Origin of the sequence: Azospirillum lipoferum 4B, assembly GCF_000283655.1 — a bacterium.
Taxonomy (GTDB): Bacteria; Pseudomonadota; Alphaproteobacteria; order Azospirillales; family Azospirillaceae; genus Azospirillum; species Azospirillum lipoferum_C.
This window is the reverse complement of record NC_016622.1, coordinates 554,589-579,954: the sequence shown is the minus strand read 5'-3', so window position 1 is coordinate 579,954 and position 25,366 is coordinate 554,589. Positions and strand designations below refer to the sequence as shown.

At 68.7% G+C, this 25,366-nt stretch carries 19 protein-coding genes and 1 pseudogene; 9 read left to right on the top strand and 11 right to left on the bottom strand.

Features of this window, described 5'->3' with window-relative positions; genetic code table 11:
- Positions 1-39: 39 nt before the first annotated feature.
- Positions 40-1,674, bottom strand: coding sequence for a S10 family peptidase (locus AZOLI_RS02650; RefSeq protein WP_244442504.1), 1,635 nt, complete (start codon positions 1,672-1,674; stop codon positions 40-42).
- Between the two features lie 216 nt (positions 1,675-1,890).
- Between AZOLI_RS02650 and AZOLI_RS02645 the strand changes: the two genes are divergently transcribed.
- The 3 genes from AZOLI_RS02645 to AZOLI_RS02635 all read left to right on the top strand — a co-directional run bounded on the left by AZOLI_RS02645 (position 1,891) and on the right by AZOLI_RS02635 (position 5,063).
- Entirely contained in the window at positions 1,891-3,597 is a 1,707-nt protein-coding gene (locus tag AZOLI_RS02645) for a methyl-accepting chemotaxis protein (RefSeq protein ID WP_014247030.1), read from the top strand.
- A 159-nt stretch (positions 3,598-3,756) separates the two neighbouring features.
- Complete coding sequence (locus tag AZOLI_RS02640; protein ID WP_014247029.1) at positions 3,757-4,257, top strand: bacteriohemerythrin; 501 nt, start codon at positions 3,757-3,759, stop codon at positions 4,255-4,257.
- A 122-nt stretch (positions 4,258-4,379) separates the two neighbouring features.
- Positions 4,380-5,063 (top strand): orotate phosphoribosyltransferase, encoded by a 684-nt coding sequence (locus tag AZOLI_RS02635; RefSeq protein WP_014247028.1) that lies wholly within the window; start codon positions 4,380-4,382, stop codon positions 5,061-5,063.
- 44 nt (positions 5,064-5,107) lie between these two features.
- Here the strand turns inward: AZOLI_RS02635 and AZOLI_RS30250 are convergent, their stop codons facing one another.
- From AZOLI_RS30250 to AZOLI_RS02610, 5 genes are all read right to left on the bottom strand, one after another.
- Complete coding sequence (locus AZOLI_RS30250) at positions 5,108-6,205, bottom strand: FkbM family methyltransferase (RefSeq protein ID WP_014247027.1); 1,098 nt, start codon at positions 6,203-6,205, stop codon at positions 5,108-5,110.
- 100 nt (positions 6,206-6,305) lie between these two features.
- A complete protein-coding gene (locus AZOLI_RS02625) occupies positions 6,306-7,109 on the bottom strand; it encodes a galactosyltransferase-related protein (RefSeq protein WP_014247026.1) in 804 nt (267 codons plus the stop codon).
- Complete coding sequence (locus AZOLI_RS02620) at positions 7,106-9,739, bottom strand: tetratricopeptide repeat protein (protein WP_014247025.1); 2,634 nt, start codon at positions 9,737-9,739, stop codon at positions 7,106-7,108. The genes AZOLI_RS02625 and AZOLI_RS02620 overlap by 4 nt, the downstream gene beginning before the upstream one ends.
- A 64-nt stretch (positions 9,740-9,803) precedes the next feature.
- Entirely contained in the window at positions 9,804-10,526 is a 723-nt protein-coding gene (locus AZOLI_RS02615) for a hypothetical protein (protein WP_014247024.1), read from the bottom strand.
- A gap of 46 nt (positions 10,527-10,572) precedes the next feature.
- Positions 10,573-11,550 carry a glycosyltransferase family 10 domain-containing protein gene (locus tag AZOLI_RS02610; protein WP_014247023.1) on the bottom strand — a complete coding sequence of 326 codons (978 nt, stop codon included), beginning with the start codon at positions 11,548-11,550 and terminating at the stop codon, positions 10,573-10,575.
- Between the two features lie 365 nt (positions 11,551-11,915).
- On the opposite strand from AZOLI_RS02610, the gene ileS reads away from it, so the two are divergent.
- From ileS to AZOLI_RS02585, 5 genes are all read left to right on the top strand, one after another.
- Positions 11,916-14,747: an isoleucine--tRNA ligase gene (ileS, locus tag AZOLI_RS02605; RefSeq protein WP_014247022.1), complete on the top strand. Its 2,832-nt coding sequence runs from the start codon at positions 11,916-11,918 to the stop codon at positions 14,745-14,747.
- A 142-nt stretch (positions 14,748-14,889) separates the two neighbouring features.
- Positions 14,890-15,393 (top strand): signal peptidase II, encoded by a 504-nt coding sequence (gene lspA, locus AZOLI_RS02600; RefSeq protein WP_014247021.1) that lies wholly within the window; start codon positions 14,890-14,892, stop codon positions 15,391-15,393.
- 106 nt (positions 15,394-15,499) lie between these two features.
- Positions 15,500-16,090 carry a DUF3035 domain-containing protein gene (locus tag AZOLI_RS02595; protein WP_014247020.1) on the top strand — a complete coding sequence of 197 codons (591 nt, stop codon included), beginning with the start codon at positions 15,500-15,502 and terminating at the stop codon, positions 16,088-16,090.
- Positions 16,091-16,216: 126 nt separating this feature from the next.
- A complete protein-coding gene (locus tag AZOLI_RS02590; protein ID WP_014247019.1) occupies positions 16,217-17,614 on the top strand; it encodes a M16 family metallopeptidase in 1,398 nt (465 codons plus the stop codon).
- A gap of 2 nt (positions 17,615-17,616) precedes the next feature.
- Positions 17,617-18,972, top strand: coding sequence for a M16 family metallopeptidase (locus tag AZOLI_RS02585; RefSeq protein WP_044549515.1), 1,356 nt, complete (start codon positions 17,617-17,619; stop codon positions 18,970-18,972).
- 183 nt (positions 18,973-19,155) lie between these two features.
- On the opposite strand, the gene AZOLI_RS32850 is transcribed toward AZOLI_RS02585, so the two are convergent.
- Positions 19,156-19,323, bottom strand: a complete 168-nt coding sequence (locus AZOLI_RS32850; RefSeq protein ID WP_014247017.1) for a hypothetical protein — start codon at positions 19,321-19,323, stop codon at positions 19,156-19,158.
- Positions 19,324-19,529: 206 nt separating this feature from the next.
- On the opposite strand from AZOLI_RS32850, the gene pgi reads away from it, so the two are divergent.
- Positions 19,530-21,194 (top strand): glucose-6-phosphate isomerase, encoded by a 1,665-nt coding sequence (gene pgi / locus AZOLI_RS02580; protein WP_014247016.1) that lies wholly within the window; start codon positions 19,530-19,532, stop codon positions 21,192-21,194.
- Between the two features lie 391 nt (positions 21,195-21,585).
- Here the strand turns inward: pgi and AZOLI_RS33765 are convergent, their stop codons facing one another.
- The 4 genes and pseudogenes from AZOLI_RS33765 to AZOLI_RS02560 form a co-directional block, all read right to left on the bottom strand.
- Positions 21,586-21,822 (bottom strand): LysR substrate-binding domain-containing protein, encoded by a 237-nt coding sequence (locus tag AZOLI_RS33765; protein WP_343206310.1) that lies wholly within the window; start codon positions 21,820-21,822, stop codon positions 21,586-21,588.
- Between the two features lie 118 nt (positions 21,823-21,940).
- Positions 21,941-22,492, bottom strand: a pseudogene (locus AZOLI_RS33760) (LysR family transcriptional regulator); the annotation flags it as partial.
- 105 nt (positions 22,493-22,597) lie between these two features.
- Complete coding sequence (locus tag AZOLI_RS02565) at positions 22,598-23,782, bottom strand: acetate/propionate family kinase (RefSeq protein WP_014247014.1); 1,185 nt, start codon at positions 23,780-23,782, stop codon at positions 22,598-22,600.
- 14 nt (positions 23,783-23,796) lie between these two features.
- Positions 23,797-25,185, bottom strand: a complete 1,389-nt coding sequence (locus AZOLI_RS02560) for a bifunctional enoyl-CoA hydratase/phosphate acetyltransferase (protein ID WP_044550363.1) — start codon at positions 25,183-25,185, stop codon at positions 23,797-23,799.
- Positions 25,186-25,366: the final 181 nt, after the last annotated feature.

Genomic DNA, 25,366 nt, shown 5'->3' with positions numbered 1-25,366 from the left:
CATCGGGGCCTTTCCGATAAGCCTCTCCAGGACGCCTCGTCAGCGCCGGCGCAGCGCCTCCTCGACCAGGGCGCGGGCATCGGCGGCCAGCGCGGCCCGGCCTTCGGCCCGCGTGTACATCATGTGGCCGCCCGGATGCACCGTCACCGCCACCCGGTCGCGCCCGCCCGCCGGCAGTTCCAGCCTGGACGCCACCCAGCGCGAGGCCATGTAGGGGGTGATCAGGTCGGTGCGGCCATGGACGATCAGCACCCGCAGCGCCGGCTGCAGGGTCAGTGCCGTCTGCAGCGCGTCGACGGCGCTCGGCACCGACATCCGCGGCCATTCCCAGTTCCGGTTCACACGGTCGCTCAGCAGCCGGTAGGGCGCGTCGGTCCGCACCCCCAGAGCGTCATGGGCGTAGGCGGCGAAGGCCGTCGTGTAGGTCGGCACCGTTCCCTTCAGGAAGGGATCGAACGGAATGCGGGCCGCCCCCGGATCGGGATCGGCCGCGGTGAAGGTGCCGTCATAGATGCTGAGGATGCGCCCCTGGTCGCGCAGAAGCTCGCGCGTGAAGACGCCCATCGGCACGCGCCCGCGCTGGCGCCGCACGATCTCCACCGGTAGGCCGGTGATGCGCGCCACCTCGTCGAAGACCTCCTGCCCGGCGTCGAGCCGGCCATAGTCCAACCCGGCCAACCCGGTGAGGTAGGGACCGAGCGCAAAACGCTCCGCCGTTTCGGCCGCCTGCTCCGGCGTACCCGGCCGGCGCCCCAGCGCGGCGGCGGCGGCAGCCATGGACGGCAGCTTCCAGGCCGGGCCGAGGATGCCGTCCTCGTCGATGGCGGCGAAATCGACGACGGGCGAGACCAGGATCAGCCCGTTCACCGCAAGCCCGACCTGATCGATCAGTTCGTCGGCCATCTTGGCGATGCGAAATCCGCCATAGCTCTCCCCGGCGAGGAAGGTGGGGGACGACCAGCGGCCCTGGCGGGTCAGCCAAAGCCGGACGATCTCGGCCATCGCCCGCGCATCGCCATCCACCGACCAGAAGCGCTTCTCCGTCTCGTCGGGCTTCACCGCCCGGCTGAAGCCCGTCCCGACCGGATCGACGAAGACCAGATCGGTGAAGGCCAGCCAGCTGTCGGGATTGTCGACGAGCGCGGCGGGCGGTCGCGGCAAGGTGCCGTCGGGCCCGAAGGCGACCACCCTCGGTCCCGCCGCACCCAGATGCATATAGGCCGACGCGGCACCCGGCCCGCCGTTGAAGACGAAGGTGACCGGTCGCGGCCCTGCCGCCGGGCTTTGCGGGTCGGCGGTGTAGGACACCGTGAAGATGCGGGCAGCCAGTTCCTCCCTGGCGCCATCGTGCAGCGGCAGGAACTCCGCCGTCGCGCCATAGGCCAGCGCCCCTCCCGGGAGCGGCAGGCTGTGCCGGGTCACGCTGCGCTGCGGATCGAAGCCCTGGAGATCGTCCGGCTTGCGGTCGTCCGGCTTGCGCTCCTCAGACTTGCGGTCGTCTGCCCGTGCGCCCGGCCTGGTGGCATCCGCCGCTTCCGTCCTGTCCTGCGCCCTTTCCTGAGCGGGGGCGGGGGTGAGCGGCACCAGAAGGGCCGGCAGCAGCGCCAGCGCCAGACCGGCGGACGGGCGACGGAGCCGTCGCAGCGGCCGGGCGGACAGGGATGGGGGCGGCATCGACGGATCCAAGACGGAAACTCCCGAACGGTTGCTGGCCCGCCGCATATTGCGGCCCCCGCCCCGATCCGCAACCCGCGCCTTGCGGGCGACCGGTTGGCGGCGGGCTTGCCAAGCGCAATCCGCGCCACATCTTCCGGCTACCGAAAATTTAACATCTTTCGGGGTAGTGTAATCTCCTTGCCCATCGGGCCATATTCGACGGGATTCGCCGACATGTTCCTTTCCCGGCACGCCACGATCCGCACGAGGCTGTTCCTCGGCTTCGGCGTGGTGCTTCTTCTCCTTGTCAGCCTGACCATCATCGGGGTCCGGGAGGTGCGGAAGATCGATGCCGACCTCAACCGGATCAACGAGGTGAACAGCGTCAAACAGCGCTACGCCATCAATTTCCGCGGCAGCGTGCACGATCGCGCCATCGCGCTGCGCGACGTGGTGCTGGCCACCGATCCGGCGACACTGTCCGCGGCGCTCTCCGACATCGACCGGCTGGCCGCCTTCTACGAACAGTCCGCCAAGCCTCTCGACGCCATGTTCGCGAGCATGACCGACATCGAGCCGGAGGAGCGGTCCCTGCTCGCCGGCATCAAGGAGATCGAGGCCAAGGCCCTGCCGGCGCTCAAGGCGGTCGTCGCCGCCCGCAAGGCCAACGACATGGCCGGCGCGCAGAAGGCGCTAATGCAGGACGCCCGCCCTGCATTCACCGAATGGCTGAAGCGCATCAACGCCTTCATCGACCTGCAGGAGCACAAGAACCAGCAGATCGCCGCCCGTGTGCGCGAGGTCGCCAGCGGCTTCCAGGCGCTGATGCTGACGCTCTGCGGCGCCGCCCTGCTGCTGGCCGCCGGCTTCGGATTGTGGACGGTGATGGCACTGCGCCCGCTGCGCCGGTTGACAGACGCGATGCTGACGCTGGCGAAGGGCGACCTGACCGTGACGGTGCCGGCCTCCGAATCGCGGGACGAGATCGGACAGATCACCGGCGCCGTCGAGGTGTTCAAGGCCAATGCGGTGGAGGCCGACGCCTTCCGCCGCCGCCAGGCCGAGGCCGAGCATGCGGCGGAGGAGCGCAAGCGGGCCGAGATGGCGGCGCTGGCCGACCGGTTCGAGAGCCAGGTGAAGGGCGTGGTCGACAGCGTCTCCACCTCCTCGACCGAGGTGCGGACTCTGGCGCAGTCGCTGGCGACCACCGCCGACCACACCGAGACCCAGGCGACCACCGTCGCCGCCGCATCCGAACAGGCGTCGGTCAATGTCCAGACCGTCGCCGCCGCGGCCGAGGAACTGGCCGCCTCCATCGCCGAGATCGGCCGCCAGATCGGCGAGAGCAGCCGCAAGGCCAGGCACGCGGCCGATCAGGCGGACGGCACCAACCGCATCGTCGACGGCCTGTCCGCCAAGGCGAACCAGATCGGCGACGTGGTGAACCTGATCAGCTCCATCGCCGGACAGACGAACCTGCTGGCGCTGAACGCGACCATCGAGGCCGCCCGCGCCGGTGAAGCGGGCAAGGGCTTCGCCGTGGTGGCGAGCGAGGTGAAGAGCCTCGCCAACCAGACCGCCAAGGCGACCGGCGACATCTCGCAGCAGATCCAGGAAATCCAGACGGCGACCGCCGACGCGGTGCAGGCGATCCAGAGCATCGCCACGACGATCGGCGAGGTGAACGACATCGTCGGCACCATCGCCCAGGCGGTCGACGGCCAGAACGCCGCCACCATGGAGATCGCCCGCAACGTCCAGCAGGCGGCGGCCGGCACCAACGAGGTGTCCTCGTCCATCGGCGGCGTCCTGCAGGCGGCTTCGGAGACCGGAAGCGGCGCCTCGCGCCTGCTCACCTCCTCCGGCGAGTTGTCGAAGCAGGCGGAACTCCTGCGCAGTCAGGTCGACCGCTTCCTGGGCAGCGTCCGCGGCGCAGTCTGAGTTGGTCCGGGCAAACCGCGCTCTTGAAGCGGAGACGCGGCAATAGGTAGCATAGTCGACGCTTGCGGCCGGCGGCCGGGAAATCTACGAGATTTCGGCCGCGGCACGTCCTGCGCGCGCCATCCGCCGGATGCATCTCCGACCAGCACGGGTCCCGCCATGATCGACAGCTCCATGATCGACAGCGAGAGCGACGACACCGTCGATTACGGCCGCCTCGTGTGGAGCGACGACCTGGTCCTGGGCATCGCATCGATCGACGAGCAGCATCGCGAGTGGATCGCGCTGGTCCAGGCCTTCGAGCGCGCCGTCACCGAAGGCGAGCCGGCCGAGGAGATGCGCAGGACCCTGGCCGCCGCCATCGCCTACACCGAGTCGCATTTCGCCGACGAACAGCGGGTGATGGAGGAGGCGGACTATCCCTTCCTCGACGACCACCTCGCCCAGCACCAGCTCGCCTGGGACCGTGTCCATGCCTTCGCCACCGGCGAGGTGGCGGACGAGGAGGTCCGCAACAGTCTGGCGGAATTCCTGCCGCAATGGCTGATGCTGCACATCAACACCGCCGACCGCCAGTTCGCACGCTGGCTGAAGGGCAGCGCCGTCCCCGGCACTCCGGTGGAACCGGCGGGCCGGGTGTTCGGCGACATCCCGGTCTGACCCCCCGGTCCGAATCCCCCGTCCGGCAGGCCCTCCCCTCCCCCCGCCGTTGCGATTCCGCGATCACGCCGCTACACAGGGGGCATCCGCGCGAGCCATCCCGTTTTCCGGAGCCTTCCGTCATGTCGACCCTGCCCGATCAGGCCACCATCGCCGCCACCGCGGCCAAGATCCTGCTGGAGATCAAGGCGCTGCATTTCAACGCCGAGACGCCCTTCATCTTCACCTCCGGCTGGGCCAGCCCGGTCTACACCGATTGCCGCCGCATCGTGTCCTTCCCGCGCGCGCGCAAGGCGCTGATGGACTTCGCGGTCGCGACGATCGAGCGCGAGATCGGCTATGAGGCCATCGACGCGGTGGCCGGCGGCGAGACTGCCGGCATTCCCTTCGCCGCCTGGATCGCCGACCGGCTGGAACTGCCGATGCAGTATGTGCGCAAGAAGCCCAAGGGCTTCGGCCGCAACGCCCAGATCGAAGGCCTGCTGACCGAGGGGCAGCGCGTCCTGCTGGTCGAGGATCTGGCGACCGACGGCAAGAGCAAGGAGAACTTCGTCACCGCGCTGCGCAACGGCGGCGCCCAGGTGACCGACACCTTCGTGATCTTCCACTACGGCATCTTCCCGCAGTCGAAGGTCAACATGGACGCCATCGGCGTGCGGCTTCACGCGCTGTGCACTTGGTGGGACGTGCTGAAGGTCGCCCGCGACAACCGCTATTTCGACGAAAACACCCTGTCGGAGGTCGAGAAGTTCCTGAACGATCCCGTCGGCTGGTCGTCGGCCCACGGCGGCAAGTCGAGCATGTGATCATTGCCGGGGGCGGCCACCGCGCCGCCTCCGGCACTGAGCCGTCAGTTGCGACGAACGTAAAAGGCGTCGCCCCAGCTGTGATGAAAGGGGCTGATCTCCTCCACCCGGTCATAGCCGTGCGGGAACAGGAGTTCGTCGATGTCGGCGATCCGGCCGCAGCCCTCGTAAAGTTCTGCGTAATTCACCTCGACCGAGACGGCGTCGAAACGCCCAAGCAGCGCACCACAGCCGGCCAGGATCATCCGTTCCGCGCCCTGCGTGTCGATGGCCAGCACATTGTAGCCGCCGGCATCGATGCCGAATTCAGCCAGGATGTCGGGCAGCGGGGCCGTATCGACCTCGATGGTGCCGGTCAGCGTGATGCCGGGATAGACGTCCAGATGCTCCTTCGGGGGCAGCAGCGAACTGGACTGGCTGCCGCTCATCCGCGAAAAGGGAAGCCGTCCGGCGCGGTCAGACACCGCACGGTTTATGCAGACAACATCCGGATTTGCGGCGAAGCGCGGGGCGAGGCGGGCATAGGTGTCCGGATCGGCTTCCACGAACAGGACCCGGCGGCAGCCGGCTTCGACATACTGGGAATATTCCTCGCCCTCATGTGCGCCGATATGGACGATCCCGCGCGGGACGATGCCGTAGCGCGGAAACAACTCCGAATATCGGAACATCGACCGGTCGCGGGTGAACAGCCGCTGCCAATGGCGCGGAGCCACCGCAAGATGCGTGCAGGACGCGCCGTCCGTCGGCGGTTGCTGGCAGTGTTGCAATGTCCGCCCATCGAAGCAGAACATCGCATAGCGATTGCGCTGCAGCAGATCATACAGCGCCGGCAGGTCTCCGCCGGCCTCGGCCCCGTCGAATTGGACGAAATCGATACGGCGAAGGCGCATCATCTCCGCGGCGCTCTCCAATGCCGCCAGCGGGCCGCTATTGCGATGCAGCACCAACCAATCGATATGCCGCAGGCCCAGCCGGGCGCACCAGCTGTCGATCGAGCCGGGCGCATCCTCGGCGATCACGGTACGATCTTCGGACCGCAGGTCCGCGGACCAAGCCGCCGCCCCCTGCCCGGCTGCCAGCAGCGTGACGCCACCCTCCAGGAAACTCTGCAGTAAGGTGTTTACCAGCGCATTGCTCATGCTTGTCTCGTTTCCAATTGACCGACCTCCTTGCCGCAGGCGCGGCGAGCCAGCCGGGACGGAATCTTAAAGTCCGGCATCGACAAAAAGACAAGCAGCCTCATGAGGCTCCATGCCCGGCAGCCGCCGACACCTGATCGGGCCTGGGGGCGTGGCTGAACCGGACGCGGACGACTTCCCAAAGCCCCTCCGCCCCCGCAATGCCGCCATCGCAGGGCCGGCGGTCCAGCACGTCGAAGGACAGGGTGGACAGGCCATCGCCGGCCGGGATTTTTCCGCCGGACCAAAGTTCCTGGAAAACGCGGCGATTCACCAGGGAGATGGGGGACGGCGCCGCATCCGGCGTGAAGCCGTCATTGTCATGGTCCAGCGGCCGGAAGCGCCCCTTGCGCCGGCCGGTCGGAATGCGGCGTGCCCGGATGCGCAGCGAGAAGTCGAAATCCTCATAGCCCCAGCCCCAGAAGGCGTTCGAATAGCCGTCCACCTGCCGCATGACCGTGTTCGGCATCAGCAGCACGCCGCCCATCGAGCTTTCCAGATTGGTCGTCACCGTGCGGTCCGACCGTCCCGGCGCCACCGGCCGCTGCTCCGCCCCATACCACAGGATGCAGGTGGGACAGTCGGCCCAGGAGTAATCGGCATCGACCGGCAGGTAATCGACGTCATGCAGGCAGGTATAGTCGCTGCGCTCCTCGCCCAGCAGGAAACCGGCGTTCTTCAGAGCCCCCCGGTTGAAGGGAAGACCGGCCTCCTGCTCCACGATGGTGACGCGATACTCGATCCGCGGGGCCAGCCGGTCGAAATAGGCGCTCACCCTCGGCACGAACTCCTGGAGATGGCTTTCACGATCCCGGTAGGGGACGACGATGTGGAGCCGCTTGCCTGCGCTGTCGGCGGTCGTCATGTGGCCTCCCCCTCTCCCTGCATGGCGGATTTCGGACCGCCGGTGTCGTCAGTTGCGATTGTGATCGGCTGCGGCGCTCCGCCGACCCGGTGACTCTCCCACATCGCCCGGTAGGCCGCCTCCAGATGCCGGGTGAAGCGCGGCGTGTCGAACAGCGGGCAGACCGGCCGGTTGCGCGCCAACCGCTGCCGCAGGTCGCGGAGCCGGTCGGGCGAGCGGGCGAGCGCCGCCGCCGCCGCCTCATACGCCTCCTGATCGTCGACGATCAGCTCGGGCAGACCGGCCGCCCGCAGCAGGCTGGCAGCCACGCGCCCGGCGAAGGTCGTTCCGCAGCGTGTCAACACCGGCAAGCCCGCCCACAGGGCATCGCTGGCCGTGGTGTGCGCGTTGTAGGGAAGCGTGTCGAGGAACAGGTCGGCCAGCCGGTGCCGCGCCAGATGCTCGGCATGGGGCAAGGGCTTGGCGAAGACGAGCCGCCGAGGATCGACACCGCGGGCTTCGGCCTCGCGGCGCAGGTTGGCGGCGACCTGCGGATTTCCGGCATAGAGCCACAACACGCTGCCGGGCACCGCCGCCAGGATGCGCGCCCAGCCGTCGAACAGGGCGGGCGTCAGCTTGTAGGCGCTGTTGAAGCAGCAGAAGACGAAGCCGTCGGCCGGCAGCCCGCACTCCGCGCGCATCGGCGTCGCCTCGGCGATGGCGCGTCGGCGGTCGTTGGGCTGGTAGCAATCCGGCAGCCGCACCACCCGCTCGGTGAAGAACCCCTCCTCGCCCGGCGCGATCACCGTGGGATCGGCGACGATGTAGTCGACGAACCCGGCACCCAGCGTTCCGGGATAGCCCAGCCAATTGACCTGCACCGGAGCCGGACGGGCCGCCAGGATCGAGGTGCGCGAGAAGGTGGTGAAGCCGGTCAGGTCGACCAGGATGTCGATGCCGTCCGCGGCGATGGTCCGCGCCGCATCGGCGTCGGTGTGGCGGCGCAGGTCGACGAAGCGCTCGATCCCCTGCTCGAACCGCTGGCGCAGCGCGCTGCCGTCGTCGATGCCGGTCGAATAGGCGGTGACGGCAAAACGGGAGCGATCATGCGTCTCCAGCGCATCGACCATCAGGTGGCCCATCGCATGCTCGCGGAAATCGGCCGACAGGTAGCCGATCCGCAGGCGTCCGTCGAGCGCGGCCGATGCGGCCGGCCGGGCAACGGGAACCGCGCCGCGGGCTTTCGTTGCCGCCCAGCGCGCCGCGGCCGACTGCTGGTCGGCCAGGGTCGAGGCGCAGGACAGGACGTCGAAGGGCGACACCCCCTCCGCCCCCTCCCGCACCCGCCGGAGAAGCAGCGATTCCAGCGCGTCCAGATCGCGCCAGTCGCACAGAAGTCTCTGCTGGTGGACGAGTTGGCCCAGGGCCGCGGCATGGCCCGGAACCAGCCGAAGCACCCGCCGGCAGGCGTCCACCGACAGCGTGCTCCAGCCGGCCATCGCGGCGGCCATCGCCAGATCGACATGGGCGTCCGGCTCGCCGGGGTCGAGGGCGACGGCGTTGCGCAGAACGGCGACGGCGGCATCGGGACGGACGGCCTCCGCCAGAACGCCGCCCAGCCGCCGCCACGCCTCGCCGTTCGCCGGCTGGCGGGCCAGCAGGGTCCTCAGGACCGCAAGCGCGCCATCCGCATCGCGCAGGCTCGACAGCAGCAGTGCCAGATTGATCTCCGCCACCGGGAAATCGGGCTGCAGGTCCAGCGCCGCGCGGTACTGTGCCACGGCGTCCTGCGGGCGTCCGAGTTCCCGCAGGGCGTTGGCCAGGTTGTTGCGCGCCGCCGGGTCGGACGGCTCCAGCAGGACCGCGGCCGACGCGGCGCGCCATGCCTCCTGCAGGCGCTGCGCCGCATGGGCGGCATTGCCGAGAGCCAGCCAGTTCCGCGCGCTGGCCGGGGCGAGCGCCACCGCAAGTCGCCCGGGGGCGAGCGCCTCCGCCGGGCGGCCGGCGGCGTCGAGCAGGCCGGCCAGGTTGTGCCAGTTGTCCGCATCCTGGGGAGCGAAGCCGATTGCCTTGCGGAAGGCCGCTTCGGCCTCAGCGCCCCGGCCCATGCGGTGGAGCGCCACCCCCAGCTTGGACCATGCCGTCGCGTCGGAGGGATCGAGCCGGGCCGCCTCGCGATGGGCGGCGGCGGCCTCCGCGACGCGACCCAGATCCTGCAGGGCGACTCCGAGATTGTTGTGGACCTCTCCCAGATGGGAATGGGTCGCCAGCACATTGCGGTAATGGGGCTCGGCATCCTGCGGGCGGCCTTGCCGGTGCAGCGCCAGCGCCAGCCCGTAATGGGCATCGACCGAAGCGGGGGCGACACGCAGCGCCGCCGCATAGACCGTCGCCGCCGCATCCCAGCGGTCCAGCGCGGCCATGGCGGCGCCGAAATCAAGATAGACGTCCAGGTCCTTGGCGATGGCCAGCGACTTCTGGAACAGGATCACCGCCTCGCGCGGGCGGCCCAGCCGCAACTCCACCACCCCCAAGCGGTGCAGGGCCCTTGGGTTCTGCGGCTCGGTCTGCAGGACTTCGAGGTAGCGGGCCCTCGCCTCCTCCAGGTCGCCGCTGTTTTCCGCCGCCACGGCGCGGGTGAAGCTGGTCATGCGCTGCCGATCGGTGCTGACGGTTGACGGGGACGGGTCCGGCTTCTGTCTGCCATAGCCGGCCCTAGGCGCGCCAGCGCGTGTGTTCCAGGATGCGGGGAATCTCCGCCGGACGGCGGCCGTCCCCCCATTGCGAGATGTCGGGGATGGCAGTCACGCCGTTGCGGCGGCCGAGCAGGCTGAGGATGCTCTGGTCGTGGCGATGGTCGCGGAACTCGGGATAGTTCGGCAGGCCGCATTCATTGGGGGCGTCGGTGATCAGCCGGGCGTCCTGGGCATAGCGCAGCCATTGGGACACGAAGTCCATGCTTTCCGGCCCGCGTTCACAAACGATGAAGCTGGCGAGGATCTGCGGCACGTCGGTGAAGGCCGGCCGGTCCAGCCCCATGAAATGGAAACAGTCGCGCTTCGTCCAGACGCGGTTGCTGTGAGTGTCGTCCAGCGTGAACAACAGGACCGGCAGGTCGCGCCGCCGGCGGCAGAGTTCTATCACCGGGCCGACGTTGTGGACGAAATGGGCGCCGCTGTCGCAATAGAACAGGATGTCGCCGTCCTGCAGATGCTTGCGCAGCATCACGTCGATGAAATAGGGCTTCCACAGCCAATAGCCGGCCCCACGCGGCTGCTCCAGGATATGCCGGTTGCGGGCGGCGAAGGCGGCGTCGATGTGGTGCCGCCCCATCATCGCCACCCCGTCGAAGCCGCCGACCTCCAGCCCGGTCCTGCCGTTGTATTTCTGCGCCGTGGTGAAGGCCCCATCGGCATAGTTCAGCAGCACCCGCTTCATCGCCCGTTCTCCCGCCGCCGCAAGGCGGCTTTCCTACACGCGTCGCTCACAGGCGGCTTTCGATCCATTCGGCCAGCCGATAGGCATCGAAGTAGAAATCCTCCGTGCCGAGGAAGGGCGCCGTGCCGCGGTAGCGGCGGTAGGTGTCATAATCGTCATCCGCCGCCAGGATGGCATCGATCGCCTCCTCGTCGGAGGAATAGCGCGACATGTCGATGAAGCTGCCGGCGGCGACATCGCGCAGCACGCCGGGATCCCCCCAATAGAGCGGCACGGCGCCGGCCTGGAAGGCGTCGAGGATCTTCTCCGTCAGATAGCCGGGATATGAGGCATTCTCGAAGGCGAAGGCGAAGCGGTAGCGCGAGAAGACCCGGATCTTCGGCAGCCAGCCCATCTTCACGACGCTGCCGGTGTTGTTCAGCAGCCAGCCCACCGACTCCACATGGCGCCGCGCGCAGAGCATCTGGAAGAAGTCGTTGCGGCGGGCGCAGTTGGGATTCTTGTAGAGGAAGGCGCAGAATTTTCGCTTGGCCGCCTCTTCCCGCGTCGGCGGCGCCGGCGGCAGGACCGGATGGCAGAAATGCGGCGTCGCCCCTTCGCGCAGGTGCTCCCAGGCATGCATGACGTAGAGCGGCAGGCGGTAATGACGGGGGTCGTCGATGCGGTCGAACGACACCGACATGTCGACGCCGTCGAGCGGGGGCCGCACATTCTCCCCCGTGAAGAACAGAGCGCGGGCGGTCCGCGCCTCGCGGTGGCGGGTGCCGAACACCGACACGATGGCGAGGTCGCAGTCGTTCTCGACGACCGACACCTCGAAGCGGCTCGACAGGATCTCGACGAAGAAGTTCGCGGAGAAATCGAAATCCGGCCAGAAATCGAAGAAGGCGATCTTCAGCCGCGGCCGGGCGCCGCGGCCGCCGCGGTCCGGTCCATGCAGGAGGAAACGGTCGAGAAGCGCCGGATCCCGGTTCGCCGACGCAAGAAATTCGGCCAGGAAGTCGCTGGTCCGTGGATCGATCATGGCCGAAGACGCCCTTGCGCGTGCTGACTGCCCGGAACCACCGGTCGGAAACCGTTCCTGCACCGGATGCCAAGCGGCAACACCGTAGATTTGCCGCCATGCCGTGACCAGCGGATTTTTCGGACCCTGCCGTGCCCCGAACCGGCGTGAGCCGTCCTTGACCGCACCGCACACACCGCTAATATCCCGCGCCATGGACGTCTCACTGCGGATCCCGATGATGTGCGCCCCGGCGCATCGCACGCGAATTACCGGCCCGGCTCTCTGAGGAGGGCCGGGATAGAGACCTGCTGTGTTCCGGGTGGCGCCACGGCCAGTCCTGCCGGCCGCCGCCCGACGGTGATGCTTTCCCCCAGGGATCCGATATGACCCGCGATTACAAATCGACCGTCTTCCTGCCCCGCACCGACTTCCCCATGCGCGGCGGCCTGCCGACCAAGGAGCCCGAGCTGCTGAAGCGCTGGGCCGAGATGGACCTGTTCGGCAAGCTGCGCGCCGGCGCCAAGGGCCGCAAGAAGTTCGTGCTGCACGACGGCCCGCCCTATGCCAACGGCAACATCCACATCGGCCATGCCGTCAACAAGATCCTGAAGGACGTGATCGTCCGCTTCCGCCAGATGCAGGGCTTCGACGCCGACTATGTCCCGGGCTGGGACTGCCACGGCCTGCCCATCGAGTGGAAGATCGAGGAGAAGTACCGCAAGGCCGGCAAGAACAAGGATGACGTGCCGCTCATCCAGTTCCGAGCCGAATGCCGCCAGTTCGCCGAGGAGTGGGTCGGCATCCAGGCCGCCGAGTTCCGCCGTCTGGGCGTGGAAGGCGACTGGAAGCATCCCTACGCCACCATGACCTTCCCGGCCGAGGCGCAGATCGTCCGCGAGATCCACAAGTTCGCGCTGAACGGCGGCCTCTACAAGGGCTCCAAGCCGGTCATGTGGTCGGTGGTGGAGAAGACCGCGCTGGCCGATGCCGAGGTCGAATACCACGACCACACCTCCACCACCGTCTTCGCCCGCTTCCCCGTCTGGGGATCGTCGGCGCCGGAGGTGGACGAGGCCAGCATCGTCATCTGGACGACCACCCCCTGGACCCTGCCGGCCAACCGCGCCATCGCCTATGGCGACGAGATCGAATACGCCACCTTCAAGGTGACCGCCGTCGCCGAAGGCAGCAAGGCCGTGGTCGGCGAGCGTCTGGTGCTCGCCACCGGCGTGGCCGAGGGCGTGCTGAAGGAGGCCGGCGTCACCGAGTGGAAGCAGCTGCACCGCTTCCCCGGCTCGCGCCTTGCCGGCACCTATTGCCGCCATCCGCTGAACGGCAAGGGCTATGACTTCAAGGTGCCGCTGCTGGCCGGCGATTTCGTGACGACCGATGCCGGTTCGGGCTTCGTCCACATCGCCCCCGGCCATGGCGAGGACGACTTCCGCCTGGGTCAGGCCAACGGCATCGAGGTGCCGCAGTCGGTCGGCGAGGACGGGCGCTATTACGCCCATGTGCCGCTGTTCGCCGGTCTGGCGGTCTACACCGACCAGGGCAAGCCCGGCCCGGCCAACAAGGCGGTGCTGGAAGCCTTCGAGGAAGCCGGGTCGCTGCTGGCCAGCAACCGCATCAAGCACAGCTATCCGCACAGCTGGCGGTCGAAGGCGCCGCTGATCTTCCGCACCACGCCGCAGTGGTTCATCTCGATGGAGACGAACGACCTGCGCAAGGTGGCGCTGCAGGCGATCTCCGACACCCGCTGGGTCCCGACGCAGGGCGAGAACCGCATCCGCTCGATGATCGAGAGCCGTCCCGACTGGTGCATCAGCCGCCAGCGCGCCTGGGGCGTGCCGATCGCGCTGTTCGTCCGCAAGGCGACCGGCGAGATCCTGCGCGACGAGGCGGTGTTCGCCCGCATCGCCGACATCTTCCAGCAGGAGGGTGCCGACGCCTGGTTCGCCCGCGACCCGCAGGACTTCCTCGGCAACGCCTATTCCGCCGACGAGTTCGAGCAGGTCCGGGACATCGTCGACGTCTGGTTCGAGTCGGGCTCCTCGCACGCCTTCGTGCTGGAGCAGCGGCTGGAGGAACTGGCCTGGCCGGCCGACCTCTATCTGGAAGGCTCCGACCAGCATCGCGGCTGGTTCCATTCCTCGCTGCTGGAAAGCTGCGGCACGCGCGGCCGGGCGCCCTACAACGCGGTTCTGACCCACGGCTTCGTGCTGGACGAGCAGGGCCGCAAGATGTCCAAGTCGCTGGGCAACGTGGTGGCCCCGCAGGAGGTCTGCGACCAGTATGGCGCCGACATCCTGCGCCTGTGGATCATCAACTCCGACTATTCGGAGGATCTCCGCATCGGCAAGGAGATCATCAAGACCCAGGCCGACCTCTACCGCCGCCTGCGCAACACGCTGCGCTACCTGCTGGGCGCGCTGGCCGACTACACCCCGGCCGAGCGGATCGACGCCGCCCAGATGCCGGAATTGGAGCGCTGGGTCCTGCACCGCCTGTCGGAGCTTGACGCGCTGGTCCGCGAGAAGGTCGAGGCCTACGACTTCCACGCGCTGTTCGTGGCGCTGCACAACTTCTGCGCGGTGGAGCTGTCGGCCTTCTACTTCGACGTCCGCAAGGACAGCCTCTATTGCGATCCGGTCGATTCGGTGCGCCGCCGGTCGGTGCGGACGGTGATGGAGCATCTGTTCTCCACTCTGACCGCCTGGCTCGCCCCCATCCTCTGCTTCACCGCAGAAGAGGCGTGGCTGGCGCGACCGGACGGTCTCGGCTGGACCGAGGAAAGCGTGCATCTGCGCGGCTTCCCGGAGGTGCCGGCGGAGTGGCGCAACGACGCGCTGGCCGCAAAGTGGGAGGCGGTGCGCAACGTCCGCCGCGTCGTCACCGGCGCGCTGGAGCTTGAGCGCGCCAACAAGACCATCGGTTCGTCCCTGCAGGCCGACCCGACCGTCTTCGTCGATGCCGCCACCAAGGCCCTGCTGGCCGACGTCGATTTCCAGGATGTCTGCATCACCTCGGCCATCGAGGTGACGGATGCCGCAGCGCCGGACGGGGCCTTCACCCTGCCCGACGTCCCCGGCGTCGCCGTCGCCCCGGCGCTCGCCGAAGGTGAGAAGTGCGAGCGCTGCTGGAAGGTCCTGGAGGAAGTCGGAACGGTCGCCGACCACCCGACGCTCTGCGTCCGCTGCGCCGACGCGGTGGCATGAGGCCGGCAAGGCGTCTCCCCCACCCTAACCCTCCCCCGTTGGACGGGGGAGGGAACTCCGCCGCCCGACGACCAATCCCCCTCCCCCGCCCAGCGGGGGAGGGTCGGGGTGGGGGCAGGGGGCGGCAGCTTCCGGAGTTCACATGAACAGCTTCGTCGCCAACCAATCCCGGTCCTACTGGCTGTTCGGGCTGATCGTCGCCGCGGTGGTGGTCGTGCTCGACCAGGGCAGCAAATGGTGGATCCTCGAACATGTCATGCAGCCGATCCCGCATGTCATCGAGGTGACGTCCTTCTTCAACCTCGTGCTGGTGTGGAATTACGGCGTCAGCTTCGGCACCTTCGCCAGCGGCGGGGCGATGATGCCCTATATCCTGAGCGCCATCGCCGCGGTGATCGCCGTCTGCCTCGTCATCTGGATGCGGCAGGCCGAAAGCCGGCTGGCGGCGCTGGCGCTGGGCTTCATCATCGGCGGGGCGGTGGGCAACGTCGTCGACCGGCTGCTGCACGGCGCGGTGGTCGACTTCCTGGACTTCCATGTCGGCGGCTGGCATTTCTGGGCCTTCAACGTCGCCGACAGCGGAATCAGCGTCGGCGTGGTCCTGCTGCTGATCGACGGACTGTTCGCGGACCGCGAAAAGTCGTAAGAGTTCCGTCGCCGGTGGCGCTATAACCACCGGCAAGCGCTGACCATGCGGCCGCGGCCTCCGGGCCGGGTCGCAACGACGTGACAGACGACGGGATCCTCCGAACGTGACCAGCATCTCCTCCGCCCTCTCCCCCTCCCGGACCCGGCTTCCTCTGCTTGGGCTGGCGCTTGCGGCGTTGACGCTCGCCGGCTGCTCGGATGTTCGCCGCTCCATCGGTCTCGACCGCCAGAGCCCCGACGAGTTTTCCGTCGTTTCCCGCGCTCCGCTGACCCTGCCGCCCAGCCTGCAGGATCTGCCGAAGCCGCGCCCCGGCGCCGCCCGTCCGCAGGACAGCACGCCGACCCAGATGGCTGCCGGCGCCGTGTTCGGCGGCGCCTCGCGCGGGAGCAAGGCGGCGGCCGGCTCCACCGCGGGCGAGAAGTCGCTGGTCGCCCAGGCCGCGGCGCGCGACGGCATCGACCCCAACATCCGCGCCAAGGTCGATCAGGAAACCACCCAGCTGATCATCGCCGACAAGAGCTGGATCGATTCGCTGCTGTTCTGGCAGAAGCAGGAGCAGCCCTACTCGCTGGTCGACCCCGCCAAGGAGCAGCAGCGCCTGCGCGAGGCCCAGGCCCAGGGCAAGTCGGTGGACGGTTCCGCCACCCCGACGATCGAGCGCAAGCGCAAGGCTCCGCTGGAAGGCCTGTTCTAAGCGGGTTCCGTCCGCGCCCAGACGGTTCGAACCTTGTCCCGGGCGCGACATCACACCAGTTTCGGGGGCGTCCTTCCCAGCGAAGGACGCCCCTTTCGATTCGGACCTCCTGATCCGGGAGCCCTCATGCTCGCCTACCTCCCAGCCCGCCGCCTCGCCGCGGCCGGATTCCTGGCGCTGACGATGTCCGTCGCCGCCCCCCTGATGCCGGCGCCGATTGCCGCGCCGCCCGCCCTTGCGGCGGAAAAGGGGGTGTTCTTCCCCGAGAGCTTCACCCTGTCGAACGGCATGCAGGTGGTGGTCGTCCCCAACCACCGCGTTCCGGTCGTGACCCACATGGTCTGGTACAAGGTTGGGGCGGCCGACGAGGAGCGCGGTCAGTCCGGCATCGCCCATTTCCTGGAACATCTGATGTTCAAGGGGACGGAGGTGATCCCGCCCGGCGAGTTCAGCCGCATCGTCGCCAAGAACGGCGGGCGCGACAACGCCTTCACCAGCTACGACTACACCGCCTATTACCAGAACGTCGCCCGCGACCGGCTGGAGATGGTGATGCGGATGGAGGCCGACCGCATGGCCAACCTGAAGCTGACCGACGCGGTGGTCTATCCCGAACGCGACGTCATCATCGAAGAACGGCGCCAGCGCGTCGAGAACGAGCCGGCCGACCGCATCGGCGAGCAGATCAACGCCACCATGTTCGTCCATCACCCCTACGGCACCCCGGTGATCGGCTGGCCGCAGGAGATGTCGACGCTGACGCGGGAGATGGCGGAGAGCTTCTACAAGACCTGGTACACGCCCAACAACGCCATCCTGGTGGTGTCCGGCGACATCACCGCAGCAGAGTTGAAGCCGCTGGCCGAGCGCTATTACGGCGCCATCCCCGCCCGCCCGGTGCCGGAGCGCAAGCGGGTGAGCGAACCGCCGATGAGTGCCGCAAGGCAGGTCGTCCTGCGCGACGAGGAGGTGCGGCAGCCGTCGGTGCGCCGCACCTGGATCGCGCCGTCCTACCGGCTGGATCCGAACGGTCATGCCTATGCGCTGCAGGTGCTGGCCGAGATCATGAGCGGCGGCACCACGTCGCGCCTCTACCGCAGCCTCGTGGTGGACCAGAAGGTCGCGACCTCGGCGTGGCTCGGCTATGGCCCGACAGCCTGGGACATGGCCACGCTCGGCGTCGGCGCCAGCCCGGCAGCGGGCGTGCCGATGGACAAGCTCGAATCGGCGCTGTTGGCCGAGATCGACAAGCTGCTGAAGTCCGGCGTGACGGAGGAGGAGGTCGCCACCGCCCGCAAGCGCATGCTGGCCGCGGCGGCCTATGCCCGCGACAGCCTGACCGGCCCGGCCCAGACGCTGGGCGCCGCGCTGGCGACCGGCCAGAGCATCGACGACGTGGAAAGCTGGCCGGTGCGCATCGACGCCGTCACCGCCGATCAGGTCAACGCCGCCGCCCGCGCCGTGCTGAGCCAGACCAACCACGTCACCGGCCTGCTGCTGCCCCCGACCGGAAAGGACAGTTGAGGATGAGCGTGCGTCACTTCTCCATGCGGACGGGCGTCGCCGCGTTCTTCTTCGCCATCATCGCCATTGCCCTGCCCGCCCACGCCATGGACATCAAGCGCGTGGTCAGCCCCGGCGGGATCGAGGCGTGGCTGGTCGAGGACCACAAGGTTCCGGTGCTGGCGCTGGAATGGGCCTTCGAAGGGGCCGGCGGCACCGACCCGAAGGGCAAGGAGGGGCTGGCGAACCTCGCCTCCACCATGCTCGACGAGGGGGCCGGCCCTTACGATTCGCAGGCCTTCCAGGCGCGGCTGCAGGACAAGGCCATCGCGCTGGGATTCGATGCCGGGCGCGACGGGTTCAGCGGTTCGCTGCGCACCCTGACCGAACACCGCGGCGAGGCCCTGGATCTGGCCCGACTGGCGCTGACCGAGCCGCATTTCGCGCCCGAGGCGCTGGACCGCATGCGGGCCTCGATCATGGCCAGCCTGAGGCGGGACCTTGCCGACCCCAACTATGTCGCGCGCCGCCAGTTCTACGCCACCGCCTTCCCCGGCCACCCCTATGGCGGCGAGGTGCGCGGCACGCTGGAGACGCTGCCCACCATCACGCCGGACGACCTGCGCGCCTTCGTGAAGGGTCAGTTCGGCCGCGACCGGCTGGTGGTGGCCGCCGCCGGCGACATCTCGCCGGAGGAACTCGGCAAGGCGCTGGACCGGGTGTTCGGCACGCTGCCGGCCAAGACCGCGGCGCCGGCCATCGCCGATGTGACGATGTCCGGGCTGGGCCAGACCATCCTGCTGCCGCGCCCGACGGCGCAGACCGTCATGCTGATGGGCCAGCCCGGGGTGAAGCGCGACGATCCCGACTGGTACGCCGCCACGGTGATGAACTATGTGCTGGGCGGCGGCGGTTTCGGCTCCCGCCTGATGGAGGAGGTCCGGGAGAAGCGCGGGCTGAGCTATGGCGTCTACAGCTACCTGATCCCGATGGACCATGCGGCCGCGGTGATGGCCGGCGGCTCGACCGTCAACGCCAAGGCCGGTCAGGCGCTGGACATCATCCGCCAGGAATGGGCGCGCATGGCAAAGGACGGGCTGACCGACCAGGAACTGGCCGACGCCAAGACCTATCTGACCGGCTCCTTCCCGCTGCAGCTGGGCTCGACCCAGGCCATCGCGCGGATCCTGCTGCAGGTGAAGCGCGACAATCTGGGCATCGATTACCTGAACCAGCGCGACCGCTACATCAACGGGGTGACGCAGGCCGACATCAAGCGCGTCGCCCAGCGCCTGCTCGACCCGGCCAAGCTGCTGACCGTGCTGGTCGGCAAGCCGGAAGGCGTGACGCCGACGCGGACGGTCGAGGGGGGGAGTTGAGGGAGCTTCGGCTTCGGATGCCCCCTCCCCATCCCTCCCCCACCTTCGGTGGGAGAGGGGGCAGGACGCTTGGCGGCGTAACGTAGATGCCAAAGCGGCGGCAGTCCCCTCTCCCGCTCTCGGCGGACCGAAGGTCCGTCCGATGGCGGGGGAGGGTTAGGGAGGGGGCATTGGTTAGCACCCTCACGCCAAATCCGGCTGACTCCCCGGAAAGCGCGGATCGCTCGGATCGACCGGGCTTCCCGGCACCTTGCCCGGAATGATCCCCACCTGATCCGGCCGCGCGGCATCGTCGCGGTCGCGTTGCTCCTCGCGCTCCTCGATCGGCGGGGTAACGGGCTTGTCCGACATGGCGTCCTCCTGTTGCGACTCCCTCTGATCCACAACACCCCGCGCCCCCTCCCCGTTGCACCACTGGCCGCCCCGCATAGGCCGTTAGACCGCGCCGACTGTCGCGTTTTGGCCCGTGGCCGTTGCCGGTTGTCGGTGTTAGGCTCCCCACGCCCCGCAGAGGGGCCGCGTCAAAGGACCGCTGACGTCAAGGAGTCCAAAGCATCATGACCGCGCTGACCCGTTCCCCCTCCCATACGCCGGCTTGGGCCGCTCTCGCCCGACACCGCCAGGACATGGCCGGCACGCACATGCGTGACCTGTTCGCCGCCGATCCCGGCCGGTTCAAAGCCTTCTCGATGGAGGCCGCGGGGCTGTTCCTCGATTATTCGAAGAACCGCATCACGCGGGATACGGTCGGCCTGCTGCTCGACCTCGCCCGCCAGCAGGATGTCGAGGGGGCCCGCGCCCGCATGTTCGGCGGCGAGCCGATCAACCTGACCGAAAAGCGTGCCGTGCTGCACACCGCGCTGCGCAACCGCTCCGACCGCCCGGTGACGGTGGACGGCCGTGACGTTATGCCGGCCGTCCGCGCCGTGCTGGAGCGGATGGACGCCTTCGCCGCCTCCGTGCGCGATGGCGAGTGGCGCGGCTATACCGGCCAGCCGATCACCGACGTGGTGAACATCGGCATCGGCGGCTCCGACCTCGGGCCCGTGATGGCGACGGAGGCGCTGAAGCCCTTCGCCCATGCCCATGTCGCCCTGCATTTCGTCTCCAACGTCGACGGCACCCATCTGGCCGAACAGCTGAAGTGGCTGGACCCGGAGACGACGCTGTTCGTCATCGCGTCCAAGACCTTCACGACGCAGGAGACGCTGACCAACGCCCATTCCGCCCGCCGCTGGTTCCTGGAGACCGCGAAGGACGAGGCGCATGTCGCCAAGCACTTCGTCGCTGTTTCCACCAACGAGGCGGAGGTGCGCAAGTTCGGCATCGACCCGGCCAACATGTTCGGCTTCTGGGACTGGGTCGGCGGCCGCTATTCGCTGTGGTCGGCCATCGGCTTGCCGATCATGATCGCCATCGGGCCGGAGCGCTTCGCCGAACTGCTGGCCGGCGCCCATGCGATGGACGAGCATTTCCGCACCGCGCCGCTGGAGCGCAACATGCCGGTGCTGATGGGGCTGCTTGGCGTCTGGTACCGCAATTTCTGGGACGCCTCGTCCTACGCGGTGCTGCCCTACGATCAGTATCTGCACCGCTTCCCCGCCTATCTCCAGCAGCTGGACATGGAGAGCAACGGCAAGTCGGTGACCCGCGGCGGCGAGCCGGTGGACTACCAGACCGGCCCGGTGCTGTTCGGCGAACCCGGCACCAACGGCCAGCACGCCTTCTACCAGCTGATCCACCAGGGCACCTCGCTGATCCCCTGCGATTTCATCGCGGCGGCGACCACCCACAACCCGATCGGGGCGGAGGCCGGCGCCCATCACCGCATCCTGCTGTCCAACGTCTTCGCCCAGGCCGAGGCGCTGATGCGCGGCAAGACCGCCGACGAGGTGAGGGCGGAAATGACCAAGGCCGGCAAATCCCCCGAGGAGGTCGAGGCGCTGGTGCCCCACCGCGTCTTCCCCGGCAACCGCCCGTCCAACACCATCCTGATCGAAAGCCTGACCCCGGCGACGCTGGGCGCCCTGATCGCGCTGTACGAGCACAAGGTCTTCGTCCAGGGCATCGTCTGGGACATCAACAGCTTCGACCAGTGGGGCGTGGAACTGGGCAAGCAGTTGGCCAACACCATCCTGCCGGAGATGGAGACCGGTCCGGCCGAGGGCGCGCATGACAGCTCCACCACCGGGCTGATGGCGTGGTGGCGGGCGCACCGGTAAGGAGCGGCCGGGCTGACGCCAAGTAATTGTATGTATACGAACGCTGTCGGGCGGGAAGACTCCCTCCGATGGCGTTCGGAACATTGCACCTGCGTTTTGGTTGAAGTGGGAAGCGGTCTTTGCACCAATCCACTTCAGCGGAGCAGCCCAATGTCTACCCGTTTACGCCTCGCCATCCTGATCTACGGCATGATCCAGGGTGTGGTCTTCGGCATCGGCACCGTCCTGGTGCTGGCGGTCCCCAGCTTTTCCGAGCAGGCGATGACGCTGATGCCGACCGTGGTGATCGTCAGCATCGTTCTGGCGGCCCCCATCGCCTGGTTCATGGCGCCGCGGATGCGCCTGCGCTTCTGGCAGCATCGGGAGAAACGGCAGCAGGCGCCGCGCCGCGTCACCCTGTCCTGACCGCTCCGACGGTGCTGTCTTCCGCGACCATGGCGAACAGCCAGTCGCGGAAGGCACGCATGGTCGGCGTCTCCGGTCGCGACTTCAGCGAGGTCAGCCAGTAGGCGCCCTTGCACACGGTGACGGCGAAGGGCTGCTCGATCAGGCCGAGCGCCAACGGCCGGCGGAACATCGACACCGGGGCCAGCGCCACCCCGGCCCCCTGGATCGCCGCCTCCACCATCAGGGAGGAGGAATCGAAGACCGGCCCCTTGACCGGGGGCATGGCCGACGGCTCCCCCCCCGGCGGCGAACCAGCCCGGCCATTCGTCCGACCGGTAGGAGCGCAGCAGGGTCTCGCGGCCGACATCGGCGGGGTCGCGCAGGCGGCGGGCGATCTCCGGCGCGCACAGCACCGACAGCGGCGCGTCGAACAGGCGGACCGCATCGGTGCCGTGCCACGCGCCGTCGCCGAAGCGGATGGCGTAGTCCAGCCCCTCCGCCGCGATGTCGACGCGGTTGTTGTTGGTGGACAGGCGCAGGTCGACGAAGGGATGCGCCTCGCGGAAGCGCGTCAGCCGCGGCAGCAGCCAGCCGACGGCGAAGGTGCCGACGGCGCCGACCGTCAACACCTCGCGGAACCGTCCACCCTCGAACTGGTCGAGCAGCCAGCCGATGCGGTCGAACGCCTCCTCCAGAGTCGGCCGCAGCGCCCGGCCCTCGTCGGTCAGGGCAAGGCCGCGCGGCAGCCGGTGGAACAGGCTGGCGCCCAGCCGCTCCTCCAGCAGCTTGACCTGATGGCTGACGGCGGCCTGGGTCACGCACAGCTCGATGGCGGCGCGGGTGAAGCTGAGATGCCGCGCCGACGCCTCGAAGGCACGCAGGGCGTTCAGCGGCAGATAGGGGCGGACCACGGGTTCCCCGGACGATGCTTGATGCCGGGGGTGAGCTAGCACCGAATGGGGGGTGGGCTCCAGGAGGATGTGGGGGCATCGTCTACCGACACCCCCACGAAACACTCACCGCCCCGTCAGCACCTTGCGGGTGTGAAGCGCGATCATCCGTTCCTCGTCGGTCGGGATGACGTAGACCGGCAGGCGGCTTCCCGGCGTGGAGATCTTCGCCGCGTTGGCCTCGTTGGCCGCCGCGTCGATCTCCACCCCCATCCAGGCCAGCTTGTCGCCGACCCGCGCCCGCACCGGGGCGGAGCGTTCGCCGATGCCGGCGGTGAACACCACGGCGTCCACCCCGCCCATCGAGGCGGCCAGCGCGCCGGTTTCCTTGGCGATGCGGAAGCAGAACAGCTCCACCGCCTCCTGCGCATGCGGGTCGCTGCTCTCCAGCAGGGCACGCATGTCGTTGGAGATGCCCGACACGCCGAGCAGGCCGGACTTGTTGTACAGCATCTTCTCGATGGCGCTGGCGTCCATGCCCTTGCGCATCAGGTAGATCAGCACGCCGGGATCGATGGTGCCGCAGCGGGTGCCCATCGGCAGACCATCCAGGGCGGTGAAGCCCATGGTGCTGTCGACGCTGCGCCCGCCATGGATGGCGCACATGCTGGCGCCGCTGCCGAGATGGGCGACCACCACCCGCGAGTCGCCCAGCTCCGGCGCGATTTCCGGCAGGCGGCGGGCGATGTACTCGTAGGACAGGCCGTGGAAGCCGTAGCGGCGCACGCCCTCCTCCGTCAGTTCCCGCGGGATGGCGAAGGTCTGCGCCTGCCAGGGCTGGTTGCGGTGGAAGGCGGTGTCGAAGCAGGTGACCTGCGGCAGCTCCGGATGCGCCTCGGCCAGCGCGCGGATGGCGGCGAGGTTGTGCGGCTGGTGCAGCGGGGCGAGCGGGACCAGACCGTCCAGCTCGTCCAGCAGGGCGGAGGTCAGCAGCACCGGGGCGGCGTGGCGGACGCCGCCATGGACCACCCGGTGGCCGGCGGCGATCAGCGTCGCCCCCTCCAGCCGTTCCTCGATCCAGCTCAGCAGGTAGGACAGCAGCGCCGTGCGGTCGCTGGCCTCCCCCGCCCCCCAGCTCTTCTCGGCAAGCGGGCGGCGCTGGGCGTCCTTGGCATCGAACACCGGCTGGGTGCCGATGCCCGAGATCTGGCCGTTGATGGTGACCACCGGATCCCCGCCGCCATGATCCCGGAACACCGAGAATTTCAGGCTGGAGGAGCCGGCATTGATGACGAGGATCGCGTTGGACATGGCCCCTGCCCTCCTCACTCGGCCGCGGCGGCGGCACCGCGGCGGCGGGCGGCGGCCGACAGGACGGCCACGGCACAGGACGCCAGACGGGTGCGGACATTGTCGGCGCGGCTGGTCAGGATGATCGGCACGCGGGCGCCCAGCACGATGCCGGCGGCATCCGCATGGGCCAGGAAGGACAGCTGCTTGGCCAGCATGTTGCCGGCTTCCAGGTCGGGAACCAGCAGGATGTCGGCCTGACCGGCCACCTCGGACTTGATGCCCTTGGTGATGGCGGCCTCGCGGCTGATCGCGTTGTCGAAGGCCAGCGGGCCGTCCAGGATGCCGCCGGTGATCTGGCCGCGGTCGGCCATCTTGCACAGCGCCGCGGCTTCCAGCGTCGAGGCGATCTTGGTGTTGATGGTCTCGACTGCCGACAGGATGGCGACGCGCGGAACCTCGGTGCCCAGAACCTTCGCGAGGTCGATGGCGTTCTGGACGATGCTGACCTTGTCCTCCAGCGTCGGGTAGATGTTGATCGCCGCATCGGTGATCAGCAGCGGACGCGGATATGTGGGGACATTCATCACGAAGACGTGGCTCAGGCGCCGGCCGGTGCGCAGGCCGGTCTCCTTCCGAACCACCTCGCCCATCAACTCGTCGGTGTGCAGGCTGCCCTTCATCACCGCCTCGCACTCGCCGGTGCGGGCAAGGCGGACGCCGGTCTCGGCGGAGGCATGGCTGTGGGCGACGTCGACGATGCGGTAGCGGGAGATGTCCAGGCCGTACGTGTCGGCGACCGAGCGGATCTTGGCTTCCGGACCGACCAGAACCGGGTCGATCAGGTTGGCCTCGGCCGCCTCGACGGCGCCGCGCAGCGAGCTTTCGTCGCAGGGATGGACGACGGCGGTCGGCACCGGCGGCAGCGACTCGCACTTCTTCAGCATCAGCTCGTGGCCGTCATGGCGGATCACCTGCACCTGCGGCAGTTCCGCCGCGGCGCGGCGGAACTTCTCCGTCGGGGCGATCACCTCGGCGACGCCGGTCGCGACCGTCTTGCCGTCCTGGTTGGCGGCGAGGCAGTCGAAGACGACCGTCTTGCGCTCCGCGTCCTTGGACCGGGCGGTGACCGTCACAGTGACGATGTCGCCCAGCAGGACCGGACGCTCGAAGCGCAGATCCTGGCCGACATAGACGGTGCCGGGGCCGGGCAGCAGCGTGCCGAGAACCGCGGAGATCAGCGAACCGGACCACATGCCGTGCCCGACCACCTTGTGGTCGGCGGTATAGTTCTCGTCCACATGGGACGGGTTCAGGTCACCGGACACCGTGGCGAACAGCTCGATGTCGGACATGGTCAGCCGGCGGGACAGGCTGGCCTGCTGGCCGATGCGGATTTCCTCGAACGTGACGTTTTCGATCATGGTGCTGCCGTTCTTGCCGGTCGGAACGATGCCGCTGCGGCCCGCCGGAACGACGGGGAGGGCGGCGGTGACGGTGTCCATCTCAAAGCTCCTCAAAAGGATCGCGGCGCCCGACCAACGGACCGCCCGACGGACGAAAGCCCGTCCGCAGGCAAACCCGTATGCCGGAGACCGGGACGGA